This is a genomic window from Ramlibacter sp. WS9 (assembly GCF_003797765.1).
Lineage (GTDB): Bacteria > Pseudomonadota > Gammaproteobacteria > Burkholderiales > Burkholderiaceae_C > Ramlibacter.
Map to the genome: position 1 here is coordinate 15,822 of NZ_RKMB01000006.1, position 13,054 is coordinate 28,875.

General features: G+C 66.6%; 11 protein-coding genes and 1 tRNA gene. 4 read left to right on the forward strand and 8 right to left on the reverse strand.

The annotated features are described in order from the left end of the window. The first annotated feature begins 20 nt into the window (after window positions 1–20). The 3 genes from EEB15_RS11410 to EEB15_RS11420 all read left to right on the forward strand — a co-directional run bounded on the left by EEB15_RS11410 (window position 21) and on the right by EEB15_RS11420 (window position 3,505). Window positions 21–1,499, forward strand: coding sequence for an NAD-dependent succinate-semialdehyde dehydrogenase (locus EEB15_RS11410; protein ID WP_141509982.1), 1,479 nt, complete (start codon window positions 21–23; stop codon window positions 1,497–1,499). Window positions 1,500–1,541: 42 nt separating this feature from the next. Further along, a tRNA-Gly gene (locus tag EEB15_RS11415) sits at window positions 1,542–1,615 on the forward strand. Window positions 1,616–1,756: 141 nt separating this feature from the next. After that, entirely contained in the window at window positions 1,757–3,505 is a 1,749-nt protein-coding gene (locus EEB15_RS11420; protein ID WP_141509983.1) for a hypothetical protein, read from the forward strand. Here EEB15_RS11420 and EEB15_RS11425 read toward each other — a convergent pair. Together EEB15_RS11425 and EEB15_RS11430 are read right to left on the reverse strand one after the other, a co-directional pair. Continuing rightward, complete coding sequence (locus EEB15_RS11425; RefSeq protein WP_141509984.1) at window positions 3,484–4,413, reverse strand: HEXXH motif-containing putative peptide modification protein; 930 nt, start codon at window positions 4,411–4,413, stop codon at window positions 3,484–3,486. The genes EEB15_RS11420 and EEB15_RS11425 overlap by 22 nt on opposite strands. Before the next feature lie 60 nt (window positions 4,414–4,473). Next, window positions 4,474–4,653: a hypothetical protein gene (locus tag EEB15_RS11430; protein WP_141509985.1), complete on the reverse strand. Its 180-nt coding sequence runs from the start codon at window positions 4,651–4,653 to the stop codon at window positions 4,474–4,476. 115 nt (window positions 4,654–4,768) lie between these two features. Here EEB15_RS11430 and EEB15_RS11435 point away from each other — a divergent pair, with 115 nt between their 5' ends. Then, window positions 4,769–6,352 (forward strand): amidase, encoded by a 1,584-nt coding sequence (locus EEB15_RS11435; RefSeq protein WP_141509986.1) that lies wholly within the window; start codon window positions 4,769–4,771, stop codon window positions 6,350–6,352. A 3-nt stretch (window positions 6,353–6,355) separates the two neighbouring features. On the opposite strand, the gene EEB15_RS11440 is transcribed toward EEB15_RS11435, so the two are convergent. Genes EEB15_RS11440 through imuA form a run of 6 tightly spaced genes read right to left on the reverse strand, consistent with a single transcriptional unit; the run spans window position 6,356 to window position 13,020 of the window. Next, on the reverse strand, window positions 6,356–6,811 hold the full coding sequence (locus EEB15_RS11440) for a PIN domain-containing protein (RefSeq protein ID WP_141509987.1): 456 nt from the start codon (window positions 6,809–6,811) through the stop codon (window positions 6,356–6,358). Window positions 6,812–6,817: 6 nt separating this feature from the next. Beyond that, window positions 6,818–7,069, reverse strand: a complete 252-nt coding sequence (locus tag EEB15_RS11445) for a type II toxin-antitoxin system Phd/YefM family antitoxin (protein WP_141509988.1) — start codon at window positions 7,067–7,069, stop codon at window positions 6,818–6,820. A gap of 40 nt (window positions 7,070–7,109) precedes the next feature. Continuing rightward, window positions 7,110–7,715, reverse strand: a complete 606-nt coding sequence (thpR, locus tag EEB15_RS11450; RefSeq protein ID WP_141509989.1) for an RNA 2',3'-cyclic phosphodiesterase — start codon at window positions 7,713–7,715, stop codon at window positions 7,110–7,112. Then, on the reverse strand, window positions 7,715–11,017 hold the full coding sequence (locus tag EEB15_RS11455; RefSeq protein WP_141509990.1) for an error-prone DNA polymerase: 3,303 nt from the start codon (window positions 11,015–11,017) through the stop codon (window positions 7,715–7,717). Before EEB15_RS11455 ends, thpR begins: the two co-directional genes overlap by 1 nt. Next, a complete protein-coding gene (locus tag EEB15_RS11460; protein WP_141509991.1) occupies window positions 11,010–12,299 on the reverse strand; it encodes a DNA polymerase Y family protein in 1,290 nt (429 codons plus the stop codon). Before EEB15_RS11460 ends, EEB15_RS11455 begins: the two co-directional genes overlap by 8 nt. Beyond that, the gene (gene imuA, locus EEB15_RS11465) at window positions 12,268–13,020 is read right to left on the reverse strand and encodes a translesion DNA synthesis-associated protein ImuA (protein WP_233259460.1); all 753 of its coding nucleotides are present in this window, start codon (window positions 13,018–13,020) and stop codon (window positions 12,268–12,270) included. The genes EEB15_RS11460 and imuA overlap by 32 nt, the downstream gene beginning before the upstream one ends. Window positions 13,021–13,054: the final 34 nt, after the last annotated feature.

Below are 13,054 nucleotides of genomic sequence, written 5' to 3' on the forward strand. Positions count from 1 at the left end.
TGCACCCTGGAGATGTACCCGTGAACATGAAAACTTCGCCCCTTGCCCTGCTCAAGGACCCCACCCTTTTCAAGACAGACGCGCTGATCAATGGCGAGTGGCTCAGTGGCGCAACACGGTTCGACGTGCACGACCCCAGCAGCGGGACGAAACTTGCCGACGTCGCCAACCTGGGTTCACCGGACGCGCAAGCGGCCATCGCCGCCGCCAACGCCGCCTGGCCGGCCTGGCGCAACAAGACCGGCAAGGAGCGCAGCATCATCCTGCGCAAGTGGTTCGACCTGCTGATGGCCAACCAGGAAGACCTGGGCCGCATCATGACCGCCGAGCAAGGCAAGCCTTTCGCCGAAGCGAAGGGTGAGGTGGCCTACGGCGCGAGCTTCGTCGAGTGGTTTGCCGAAGAGGCCAAGCGCGTCAATGGCGAAACGCTGCCTCCCGTCGACAACAACCGCAGGCTGATGGTGATCCGCCAGCCGATCGGCGTGTGCGCGGCCATCACGCCGTGGAACTTCCCGCTGGCGATGATCACGCGCAAGGTGGCGCCCGCGCTCGCGGCCGGCTGCCCCGTCGTGATCAAGCCCGCCGAGCTGACGCCGCTGACCGCACTGGCCGCCGCCGAGCTGGCGATCCGTGCCGGCATTCCGGCCGGCGTGCTCAATGTGCTCACCGCCGACGGCGCCAACAGCATTGCCGTCGGCAAGGTGTTCTGCGCCAGCGACGTCGTGCGCCACATCAGCTTCACCGGCTCCACCGAGGTCGGCCGCATCCTGATGGCGCAGAGCGCGCCCACTGTCAAGAAGCTCAGCCTGGAGCTGGGCGGCAACGCGCCCTTCATCGTGTTCGAGGACGCGGACATCGACTCCGCCGTCGAAGGCGCCATCGCCAGCAAGTACCGCAACGCCGGCCAGACCTGCGTCTGCACCAATCGCTTCTATGTGCAGGAAGCGGTGTACGAGCAGTTCGTGCAGAAGCTTGCGGCCAAGGTCCAGGCGTTCAAGGTGGGCAACGGATTCGAAGACGGCGTCGTGCAAGGTCCCTTGATCGAGGACGCAGCCGTGGACAAGGTCCAACGCCACGTCGACGACGCCCTGGCCAAGGGCGGCAAGGTGGTGGTGGGCGGCAAGAAGCTGCAGGGCCGGTTCTTCGAGCCGACGGTAATCGCCGATGCGACGGGCGACATGCTCTGCGCGCGGGAAGAAACCTTCGGCCCGCTGGCGCCCGTCTTCAAGTTCAAGACCGAGCAGGAAGCGATTGACGCCGCGAACAACACCGAGTTCGGCCTGGCCAGCTACTTCTACAGCCGCGACGTCGGCCGCATCTTCCGCGTGGGCGAGGCACTGGAGTACGGCATGGTCGGCATCAACACCGGCCTCATCTCCATCGAGCACGTGCCATTCGGCGGCGTGAAGCAGTCGGGCCTGGGGCGCGAAGGCTCGCGCCACGGCATGGACGAGTACCTCGAGATGAAGTACATGTGCCTGGGCGACGTGCTCAAGTAGCGGTTCGAGAGGCGAGCCGGTCCGGCTAGAATCGGGCCTGACGCGGGTGTAGTTCAATGGTAGAACGGCAGCTTCCCAAGCTTTAGACGTGGGTTCGATTCCCATCACCCGCTCCAAATAAGCTTTGGGCGAGATCCTCAAGGAGATGGTGGGGAAATCACAGCCCGGCGACAACACCGGGGCCCCACATCAAGAACACTCCCGTCCCGCAGCGCGCAGGCTACCTGCACGGCCTTGCGCAACCTGACCTCACGCTGGTGCTGCGCATTGCGCGTCCCGCCCGATGGGACGCCGCCAAGCTCGATGGCTGGCTCGCCCGTTCGTTCGGCGTCGAACCCGGGCCTGTCCCCATTGCCCCGGAAGACGATGAGGCGCACGCCCTCATGCGTGCATTTACCTGGCGTGCCCTCCACCTGGGCACCGCACTGCTGCGTGCGGTGAAGATTCCCGCGCTTGCGCCTTGCCGCATCCTCGCCATCGCGGGTGGGCCGAACATCTTCGAAGTCCGGTTCGCGGCCCCCCGCATCGACCGGTTGAGCCCCGAAGTGCCGGGCCGCGAGGCGGCAGAGCACAAGGCCCACGAATTCGCATTCGGCAATGCCGTGCGGACGCTCCACGGAATGTGTGCCCTCGAGGAGGCGCCCCAGGCCACCGCACACGCGCACGACGAGCTGCAGCAGTCCTTCGTCAAGACCTTGGATGCGATGGTTCAAGGTGGTGGGTCGACGGTACCGCTGCTGCAGGCAGCGTTCAGCCTGGACATCCCCTTCCGCCACCTGAGCGCAGGCGTCTTCCAGCTGGGATGGGGCAGCGCGGCGCGGCGTGTCGATCGCGGCGCCATCCAGTTCGACTCGGCGATCGGCGCGCGCATGGGTCAGGACAAGGCCGTCTCCGTGGCCTTGATGCGCGATGCGGGCCTGCCGGTGCCGGCGCAGGAGCGCGTGCCGCCGGGCGATGACGGAACGCAAGCCGCTCGGCGCCTGGGCTGGCCCGTCGTGGTCAAGCCGGCCGACCGCGACCGCGGTGAAGGCGTCACGGTGGACATCGTGAATGACGCCAGGCTGGCCAGCGCGATCGCGCAAGCGTCGAAGTTTTCGCGCCGCGTGCTGATGGAGCGCCAGGTGACGGGTGTGTGCCACCGCGTCGTGGTCGCCGCGAACGAAGTGCTGCTGGTGTCCAAGCGCCTTCCCAAGCTGGTCCGGGGCGATGGCGTGCATTCGGTCGCGCAGCTGGTGGCCCGCGCCAACGAAGAGGAAATGGCGAAACCGCCATGGACGCGCCTGAAGCCCTTTCCCCTGGATGAAGTCGCGCTGGCCTGCCTGGCCCAGTCGGGCCTCTCGCCCTCGTCGGTCCCGCCGGAGGGCCACCCCGCGCCGCTGCGCCGCATCCAATCGTCAGCCGAAGGCGGCGTGGTCGAGGATTGGACCGACCGCATCCATCCGGACAACGTCGAGATCGCACTGAAGGCCGCCCGCCTGTTCGGCTTTGCCATCGCCGGCATCGACATCATTTCGCAGGACATCAGCCGCCCATGGCACGAGAACGGGGCCGTCCTGAACGAGGTGAACTATTCGTCGCTGCTGCCCAGCCGGTTGTCGGCCCACGTGCTGCCGATCCTTCTGCGCAAGTTTTTTGCGGCAGACGGCCGTATTCCGGTCGACCTCGTGATGGGCGGCCCCGAAGCGGCGGCGGAGGGGCTGCGGCTGCGGGCCGCCCACGCCGAAGCGGGGCTGCGCTGCTGCATGGCCGGCCATGAACGCGTGGTCGCGGCCGATGGCAAGGAAATGCCGGTCGCGGCACAGGGCCTGTTCGGGCGCACGCTGGCATTGCTGCTCGACCCGGACGTGGACGCGCTGGTGCTCGTCGTGCAGACGGACGAGTTGCTGCGCACCGGGTTGCCGGTAGACCGCATCAACCGCGTCGTGGAAACCGCGGACGCTGCGGGGGCTCCGTGGCTGGGCGGAATGCGCGAATTGATTGGGCGCTATCGCACCGAAGCCATGTAGCTGGCCGCGGCCCGCATGACCGATGCACCCGTCGGCGTGAGGCGGCCATGCTCGGCGACCACGCCGTGCCCAGACCAGAAGTTGACCGCATCGCTCTTGCGCGCCGCTTCGGCCCTGCGCTGCGCCTCATCGTCCAGCTGCCCGCTTTCCAGCAGGTGCGACATCGCCCAGTGCATGCGCGCCGAGACGAACGTCGCGTGGAAAATGCCATCCATGGGCCGCTCGTCGACACGAAGGGGCGAGCGGTACAGCTCGTCGTCCTCGTTCTCCACCAGCGCCTCGTCTGCCGCGCAGGCATAGAGAAGGAGGTGCGCGCTCTCGTGCGCCATGACCTCGACCATCGTCACTTCGTCGGGGTGGGAGGTCGCGTTCAGGAACAGCCCGCCCCAAAGCATGTAGCCCGAGCCGCCGTCGAACTGGTATTTTGCTTTCGGGTCGCCAACGACCAGGATGACGTCGCTGACCAGCGCGTCGAATTCGGCGGCCAGGCCCGGTACAGCCCGTTCCATCAGTGCGAAGCTGCGCAGCAGTCGCTCACCATAGGCCGACGCCAAATCGGGCGAGGGCGGCGCGATGAGGAAGCTGATGTTCGGGTCGGAGTCGAGCTGGCGGGCATAGAGCGCCAGGTGGCGCACGTGCGCGGACGCGTCGAGCGGCAGCACACGCCAGCGGCCGGCCAGCGGCACTTCCCGCAGGAGCTCTTCGAGCTTCGCCTGTGCCAGCCCGGCGTCGTCACCCTCGACCAGGGCAAGCACGAGCTCACTGTAGATGCCGAACGTCGAGGCTGGATACCGGGCGCCGGCACGCATGCGCGCCGCCATGGCGGCGAGCGATGCATCGTCGAAGGGAATCTGCCCGCGGACCTGGTCGCCGATGTGGACAAGACTGTCGGCCAGCGACAGCCGCATGCGCGCATCGAGCGTGCGGGCCCGGGCGCCGTCGGGCGCGAAAGAAAAAGCGACCAGGGCTCAGCCGGACTTCACGCCGGATTTGGTGCCCAGTTTGGTACCGACCTTTCCGGCAACCTTGCCGCCCACCTTGGGGCCGGCCTTCGTGCCGGAGATACGGGCCACGGGCGTCTCGACGCGCTTGTCCGCGAGGATCTTGAAGCCATAAAGACGGGACAGGTCGAGCTGGATGAACGGCATGGTAAGTCTTTGTCTTGAAAGCGGATTCGCGATCCTATCAGGGAACATGGACGCTGCAAACCGGGCACGGCCGTCGTCGGATGGGAAGACAGAGCATATATTCGCAACCCAGACCATGAACGTCATTGCCCCACTTCACCGCGGCATCCTGCATCCGCTGGCCACCGCCCTGCTGCTCGCGGCAAGCGTGGCCCAGGCCCAGACGTTGCCGGCACCGGCCACTGTCGTCGAGTCGTCGGTCGAACAATCGCAGCGTGCGATGGCTGCGGGCAAAGCGACGGCGCAGTCGCTGACACAAACCAGCCTTGCGCGCATCCGGCATCTCGATCGCTCGGGCCCGGCCCTGCACGCCGTGTTGGAGACGAATCCCGACGCGTTGCCGATCGCGCGCCAGCTGGACGCCGAGCGCAGATCCGGGCGCGTGCGCGGCCCGCTGCACGGGATCCCGGTTCTCTTGAAGGACAACATCGACACCGGCGACCGCATGCAGACCTCGGCCGGCTCACTCGCTCTCACCGGAGCGCCAGCACCGCGGGATGCGTTCATCGTCAAGCGGCTGCGTGCAGCCGGCGCGGTGATCATCGGCAAGACCAACCTTTCGGAGTGGGCGAACATCCGCTCGAGCAAGTCGAGCAGCGGCTGGAGCGCCCGCGGTGGCCAGACCAGGAACCCGTACGCATTGGCGCGCAATCCCTGCGGTTCGAGTTCGGGAACGGGTGCGGCCATCGCCGCCAGCTTCGCGGTGGTCGGGATCGGCACGGAAACAGACGGTTCCATCGTGTGCCCCAGCAGTGCGGCCGGGCTGGTGGGCCTGAAGCCCACCGTGGGCCTGGTGAGCCGCAGCGGCATCATCCCCATCTCGCGTTCGCAGGACACCGCCGGGCCGATGACTCGGAGCGTGGCCGACGCCGCCGCAGTGCTCACCGCGATCGCGGGCACCGACCCTGAGGACCCGGCCACCCGGGCCGCGCAAGGACACGTCGAAGCGGACTACCGCGCGTTTCTCAAGGCGGATGGGTTGAAGGGCGCGCGCATCGGCGTCGCGCGCAAGAAGGTGACGGGCTACAGCGTCCAAACCGACAGGCTGTTCGAACAGGCCATCGCCGACTTGAAACGCCTGGGCGCCGAGATCGTCGACCCGGCGGATTTCGGCAGCTTGGGCGACTACGACGACGACGAGTTGGAAGTGCTGCTGTACGAATTGAAGGCGGACTTGAATGCTTACCTGGCGAAGCGCACCGGTGTGCCCGTGCGGACGCTCGCCGACGTCATTGCCTTCAACGAAAAGCACAAGGGCCGCGAGATGCCGTGGTTCGGGCAGGACTTGTTCGAGAAGGCGCAGGCCAAGGGGCCGCTCACGGAAGAGGCTTACCTGAAGGCGGCCGAGAAGTCGCGGCGGCTGGCGCGTGCAGGCATCGACGACGTACTGGCACAGCACCGGCTCGACGCGATCGTTGCGCCCACCGGCTCACCGGCGTGGCTCACCGATCACGTGAACGGCGACTCGTTCCAGGGCTCGAGTTCGTCGCCTGCGGCGGTGGCCGGCTATCCCAGCATCACCGTGCCGATGGGGTTGGCGATGGGGCTGCCAGTCGGCATGTCGTTCGTGGGGACGGCGTGGTCCGAGGGCAAGCTGTTGCGGCTGGCGTATGCGTATGAGCAGGGGACGCGGCATCGGCGGGCGCCCCGGCTGAGATAGCCGTCATGTGGGACGGCGCTCACCGGTCAAGACTTTCAACCCGCTCAATTTGGAGAAGTCACGATCATGCGTCACCAATGCGACGGCCCCTATCTCGAGCGCAGTGGCGGCCAGGAGAGCATCCGGAAGGCGCAGGCCGGTGGAAGCCCTCAAGCGCGCGGCGGTGACCGAAATTTCTGCCGTCACAGGCATGAGGTCGAACGAACCGAGCGCCCTCTCGTAGCGCTTGGCCAGCGCGTCCAATCCTTGTTTCAGCGGACCGACAAGGACTTCGGCGAGGCTGATCGTGGAAACAGCGATCTGAAGCCGGCCGCTTTCGGCCGCCTCGAACAAACCGTCGAAGAGAGGAGCGAAGGTCGGGTGGTCTTCGAGGATGTAGATCAACGGCGCTGTATCGACAACGACCAAATCGCCATCGTCGAGGCCTGCCCACAGGGCTGAGGATTTTCGCGAGGCCATGACCCGCTACTTCGTCCATTCCTCGCGCAGGTCTGCGATTTTCTGTGCGGGAGACTTGCCCCACAGTCCCTTGCCAGTACCCCGCAATGCCAGGAACGACTGCTTGCGACGCGACTTGAGCAGCAATTCCGGCCCCACGATGGCCGCGTACGGCTTGCCGTGCTTGGTCAGCAGGCTGCCCATGCCGCTGTGCGCCGATTCCGCAAGTTGAGGCAGTTGCTTGCGAGCCTGTTCCAAACCGATAGTGCGAGTTGCCATGAATTTCCGATCTGTACAGTCTGTACATTATAGATCGAACTCACTCCCATAAACCGAGCTGTTCGCCACCCTGCCCGCTCGGCGCCGGCGGCCCGAGCTCCCTTCCCGGCGTGACGCCGAAGCGCTCCACGACTTCGTAGCGTGCCGGCTTGGCCTGCGGATACAGCACCGACCAGACCAGCACGACCTCGTCGACCCGCCAGCGGATAGGCTGCACCGCCTCGGGCGGTCTGGCCTGGGCCGCGTTGCGCGCCAGGGTCACGTGGGCTTTGAAAGTGTTGTGCACAACGGGCAGTCCAGCCTGCGACACGGCTTCCGCCACGCGCCCTTGCAGCGCCTGCAACCCATCGTGGTCCGCGGGCCTCAACACCGCGACGTGGTTACGCCAGACTTCCGGGACGCGCAACTCCAGCTCCAGCGGCGTGACAACGACTTCGCGCAACGCCTTGCGCAAGCGCTGCTCGGGCGCCAAACCAACCTCACCGAGGAAACAGAGCGTGAGGTGATAGCACCCGAATCGTGTGGGCTTTGCCTGTTCGGGCCATTCCCATTGGCGGCAGTGGCGCTGGATGGCAGCCTGCAGTTGGCGATCGGGCATGAGGCCGATGAAGAGGCGGTGCGGCGTGGGGATCGCGCTCGTGGCCATCAATGAAAGTCCCGGCTTTTGCTGCTCTGCTGGCCCAGGCGGCCGAGCAGCGGGGTCAGGTCTTTCATCCGCTCGGCGACCAGGTGCCGCACCTCGCCGCCGCTGTCCTCATCGCGCTGCCATTTGCCCCACACGGCGAGCAGGCGCGAGCGCAACAGCGCTTCGCGCTGCTTCTCGCGCACATGCCGCCACACGATCACGTTCACCGGGCCTGTCTCGTCTTCCAGGGTGACGAAGATCGTACCGTTGGCCGTCTGCGGCTGCTGGCGCACGGTGACGATGCCGCAGGCCGCGACGCGCTGTCCGCTGGGCAAGTGGTGCAACTCTTTTGCATTGAGCAGTTTCATGCGCGAAAGGCGCGGCCGCAATAGCGCCAGCGGATGGCGGCGCAAGGTCAGGCCCATGGAGGCGTAGTCGAAGACGATCTCCTCGCCTTCGGCCGCGGGAGGCAGGCTCAACGCCTCTTCGTTGACAGGCGCGCCTTGCAGCAGGGCCGGCGCGCGCCGCTGGGCGGCCGCGTCCCACACCTGCTGGCGGCGATGGCCCGAAAGTGACATCAGCGCGTCTCCCGCCGCCAGGGCGTTGATGTCTTTCATGTCCAGCTCGGCTCGTATCGCCATGTCTTCGGTGCTGGTGAAAGCAGCTTGCTCGCGAGCCGCGACGACGCGCTGGCCCCCTGCTTCGCTCAGGCTGCCGATCATGCGCAGGCCGAGGCGGACGGCGGGGCGGGAAGAATTGGAATCTGACCCCAATTTGCAGTCCCAGTCGCTGTGGGAAACGTCGGGCGGAAGTACTTGCACGCCATGGCGGTCCGCATCCTGGATCAGCTGCGAGGGCGAGTAGAAACCCATGGGCTGGGAGTTGAGCATGGCAGCCAGGAAGCATTCGGGTTCGTGGCATTTGAGCCAGCTGCTCGAATAGGCCAGCAGCGCGAAGCTGTAGGCGTGGCTTTCGGGGAAGCCGTAGTCGCCGAAGCCTTCGATCTGCTTGAAGATGCGATGGGCGAATTCCTCGGAGTAGCCCTTGCCCAGCATGCCGCCGACCAGCCTGCGCTGGTATTTGTCGACGCCGCCTTTGCGCTTCCACGCGGCCATGGCGCGGCGCAGCCCATCGGCCTCCGAGGCGCTGAAGCCGGCGGCGATCATCGAAATCTCCATCACCTGCTCCTGGAAGATGGGGATGCCCAGCGTGCGCTCCAATGCCTTCTTGAGGCGCGGCTCCTGGCCGGGAAGCTCCTGGGAAGAGCGCTCGTACTCGATCGTCTTTTTCTGCGCCACGCGCTCGCGCGCCTTCAGGTACGGGTGCACCATGCCGCCCGAGATCGGCCCGGGCCGCACGATGGCCACTTCCACCACCAGGTCGTAGAACACCTTGGGCTTCAGGCGCGGCAGCATCGACATCTGGGCCCGGCTTTCGATCTGGAACACGCCCACGGTGTCGGCTTTGCGGATCATTTCGTAGGTTGCCGGATCTTCCGAGGGGATGTCGTAACGGGTGAACGGCACGCCGCGCCGCTGGCTCACGAAGTCCAGGCAGCGCCGGATGGCAGTGAGCATGCCCAGCGCCAGCACGTCGACCTTCATCAGCCCCATGTCCTCCAGGTCGTCCTTGTCCCACTGGATGACGGAACGGTCCTTCATGGACGCGTTTTCCACCGGCACCAGGCTCGTGAGCCGGGTCTGCGTGAGCACGAAGCCGCCCACGTGCTGGCTCAGGTGGCGCGGAAACCCCATGAGGTCCTCGGTGAGCTCCAGCCACAAGCGGGCGTTTTGCTCGCTGATTTCAACGCCCGTGGCCTGCGCCAGTTCACCCAGGCGGCCGGTGGCCAGCTCATCGTCGAACCAATGATGGTCCTTGGCGAAGGCGTCGATCAGCGGTTCGGCGACGTCCAGGGCCTTGCCCACATCGCGGATAGCGCTGCGGGTTCGGTAGCAGATGACCACCGCGGCAATCGCGGCACGCTCGCGCCCGTACTTGTCGTAGATGTACTGGATGACCTCTTCACGCCGCTCGTGCTCGAAGTCCACATCGATGTCGGGTGGCTCGTTGCGGCGGTCGATGCTGATGAAGCGCTCGAGCAGCGGGTTGGAATGTTCGGGGTCGGCCGCCGTGATGCCCAGGCAATAGCACACGACCGAGTTGGCCGCCGAACCGCGGCCCTGGCAGAGAATTTCCTTGCTCTCGGCGAACCGCACGATGTCGTGCACCGTGAGGAAGAACATTTCATAGTTGCACTGGCGGATCAGGGCCAGTTCCTTGGCCAGGTAGCGTTTGATCTTGAACGGCGTGGCCTTTCCCGCATAGCGCCGGCGCATGCCTTGCAGGACAAGATCCCGCAACCCCTGCGTCGGCGTCATGCCCGCGGGCACGGTTTCCTGCGGGTAGTCGTATTGGATGGAGGTCAGGTCGAAATTGCAGCGCGCCGCCACTTCCACCGTGGCGGCCAGCAGTTCGGGCGGATAGATTTCGGCCAGGCGCTTGCGCTGGCGCAGGTGCCGCTCGGCATTGGCCTGCAGCTCGAACCCGCATTGCGCTACCGGCTTGCCCACGCGCACGGCCGTGATCACGTCATGCAGGCGTTTGCGCGAGCGCACGTGCATGTGCACATCGCCGGCGGCCACCAGGGAGACGCCGCATCGCTCGCCGGCCTTCTGCAGCGTAGCCAGCCAGAGATCGTCGTCGAGCTGGTGCAGCAGCTCCACCGCCAGCCACACACGGGAGCCGAGAAGTCCCACCGCCTTCGCGAGGCTGGTGCAAATCTCTTCCGGGCCGGCAGCGGCGTTGCGCTTGGGCACGTAAAGGATTTCGCAGCCGGCCAGCTGGCTGAAATCGCTGGCATCCCAGCCCACGCGGTATTCGCCCTTGGGCGCCGTCATCCGCGCGGCGGTGATGAACTCGCACAGGCCACCCCAGCCTTCCATGTCGCGCGCGATGGCGACCAGGCGGCAATCGCCCATGTCGAATTCGCTGCCAAATAACAGCTTGAAATCACGCAAACGCTGCTGGCTGGGATGCTGCGCTTCGAGCCTCTCGATAAATGCCTTGTACTCCTTCAGCCCCGACCAGGCCCGCACCACCCCGGCGACCGAACATTCGTCGGTGATGGCCAGGGCGGCATAGCCCAGGTCGTAGGCGCGGCGCACCAATTCCTGCACATGCGAAGCCCCGCGCTGGAAGCTGAAATTGCTGAGGCAATGCAGCTCCGCATAACCGGGCAGCAAGTCAGGGCCTTCCCCCAGCACGGGAGGCACGTCGCGCTCCTCGTTGAGGAACGGGCCGGATTTGACATGGTATTCAGGCATACAGGCCCTGCAGATACCAGCGGAACTCCTGGGCCCGCTCCAGCCCCCGCGCCAGTTGCGCCGGCCGCTCGCGATAGATCCACACCAGCCCCGCTTCTTCGCTGCGCGCGATGAAGTAGTCGCGCAGCGCCGGCTTGCCGCCTTCCCACCAGCCGGTTTCGACGCGGTACAGCCGCGTCAGGCGGCGCAAGGGGCCGCAGTAATGGGGAACGCTGTTGTGGACTTCGAGTGGCAAAGGCCGAGGCAGGAGCCAAGGGGGATAGAGAGAGTCTGTCATTGCGGGCTTGACCCGCAATCCATCTCCACGCGCCGGCACCCAACACTGCATCCGCTCCGGCCGATGATCCGCGCACGCCTGCGCCACCACCACATTCCCCTCCCCCAGCCGCACACTGAGCCGCTCCACCAATTGATGCAGCCTCTCGCCCTTGACGTTGTCTTCCGGCAGCAGGCTCTTGTCGGCGCCGCCCCAGGGCATGGTTTCGATCGAGCGCAGGCGCAGGTGATTGGCCGGTGCCGACAGCGTTGCACGCGACAGGTGTTCGCCGACCAGTCGCCTCAAATGCGAGATGTCCTGCGTGGGCTGCGCGGTGCGCACCGTCAACTGCTCGTGGCTGGGCAGGCGCACGCCGTTCAGGCGCCGCAGGTCCAGCGTCCACTCCAGCTCCAGCGCCAGCACGCCGCGATGACGCGCCTGCAGCCACACCTGCAATTGTGTGAGCAGACGCTGCGCGCTCCACATCAGCTCGGGTGCGGTGGTGGCCAGCGACACCAGTTCGAACTTCATGTCGAACTCCTCGGGCAATTGCAGCCACGGGTAGCGCTCGGGCCGCTCGCCATAAGCCGCGTCGAGGGCGTCCAGTAAGGCGGCGCCGAAGCGCCGCGCCACGCCGGCACGCGGCAAGGCCCGCAGCTCACCCCAGGTGCGGCAGCCGGTGCGTTCCAGCGTGGGCACGTGCTCGCGGGCGGCGGTGAGCAGTTCCAACGGCAGGTCTTGCGGCGGCCGGGCCGGCGCCGTCTCACCGCGCAGCTTCTGGCGCAGCAGGGCCAGGGCCGTGAGCGAGGTGGCGCCCTGCGCCCACTGCGGGGCAGTCAGCGGCTCACATTCCTTGAGCAGCAGGCGCAGCAGGCGCTTGCGTCCGCCCCAGAGCTTTTCCGATGCGGACACTTCGAGCAGCAGTGCCTCATCCACCGGCGCCACGCGCGGCGTGAACTGCAACGCGCGCCAGCCCCAGGCGGTACGCTCGTCTTCATTCGAGGGCAGCAGCGCGATCCAGTACATGCGATCTCCTGGGCAAAGTAACGACCGGCGAAACGGCCGGCGCGGGCGCAGGTGCGGCGCGTCCCTTGCGCGCATCCAGAAGCGCTGCCACGCGCGCGGCATGGGCCGGCAATGACAGCGGCATCTCCAGCGGCGGGCCGCGGCGCTTCAGGATGTGCAGCTGCAGCGCGTCGATGCCCTCGGCCAGCAACCGCAGCCGCGCCGGCGATGCGTCGTGGCGCGCATCCACCCCGCGAAAGACGAACAGCAGCTTGTCGTGCTGCTGCGCCGCCATGTGCAGGCGCCGCAGCTCGGCGCTCTTGGCCTGCGGCAGCCACGCCAGCACGGCCGCCACGTCGGCGCAGCGCAAGGCCTGCTCGGTGGCCCACAACCGCGGTGCGGGCTTGTCGGCCTTGACGCACAGCAGGCGCTCGCCCGGCAAGCCCTGGGCCGCGAGGCTGGGGCCGAACGGTTCAAACGGTGCGCTCACCAGCACCACCGGCCCGACTTGCTTGACGATGGCTTGGGCCAAGCCCGGCAACAGCAGTTGCCAGACATGCGGGCCGGCGCGCTCTTGCAGCACTTCCACCATGCTGCCCACCGGCCAGCCGCCGCCGGGCAATTGCGCATCGAGAGTGGCATGGCCCGTGGGCACAACCACTTCTTCGGCTCGCGCCAGCTCGGGCACCCGCCACACATTGGGGAGGGAAGCGGGTTCTATGAGGCGCAGGCGGGCAGTCACGGGGAAATTTGGGCTAGGATGCTGTTTCTTTATA

What these genes read in the sequence shown, in the direction of transcription:
- EEB15_RS11455 (WP_141509990.1), bottom strand. Translation starts at nt 11,017, where the DNA reads ATGCCTGAATACCATGTCAAATCCGGCCCGTTCCTCAACGAGGAGCGC.
- EEB15_RS11445 (WP_141509988.1), bottom strand. Translation starts at nt 7,069, where the DNA reads ATGGCAACTCGCACTATCGGTTTGGAACAGGCTCGCAAGCAACTGCCT.
- EEB15_RS11440 (WP_141509987.1), bottom strand. Translation starts at nt 6,811, where the DNA reads ATGGCCTCGCGAAAATCCTCAGCCCTGTGGGCAGGCCTCGACGATGGC.
- EEB15_RS11460 (WP_141509991.1), bottom strand. Translation starts at nt 12,299, where the DNA reads ATGTACTGGATCGCGCTGCTGCCCTCGAATGAAGACGAGCGTACCGCC.
- EEB15_RS11435 (WP_141509986.1), top strand. Translation starts at nt 4,769, where the DNA reads ATGAACGTCATTGCCCCACTTCACCGCGGCATCCTGCATCCGCTGGCC.
- thpR (WP_141509989.1), bottom strand. Translation starts at nt 7,715, where the DNA reads ATGGCCACGAGCGCGATCCCCACGCCGCACCGCCTCTTCATCGGCCTC.
- EEB15_RS11430 (WP_141509985.1), bottom strand. Translation starts at nt 4,653, where the DNA reads ATGCCGTTCATCCAGCTCGACCTGTCCCGTCTTTATGGCTTCAAGATC.
- EEB15_RS11425 (WP_141509984.1), bottom strand. Translation starts at nt 4,413, where the DNA reads ATGCGGCTGTCGCTGGCCGACAGTCTTGTCCACATCGGCGACCAGGTC.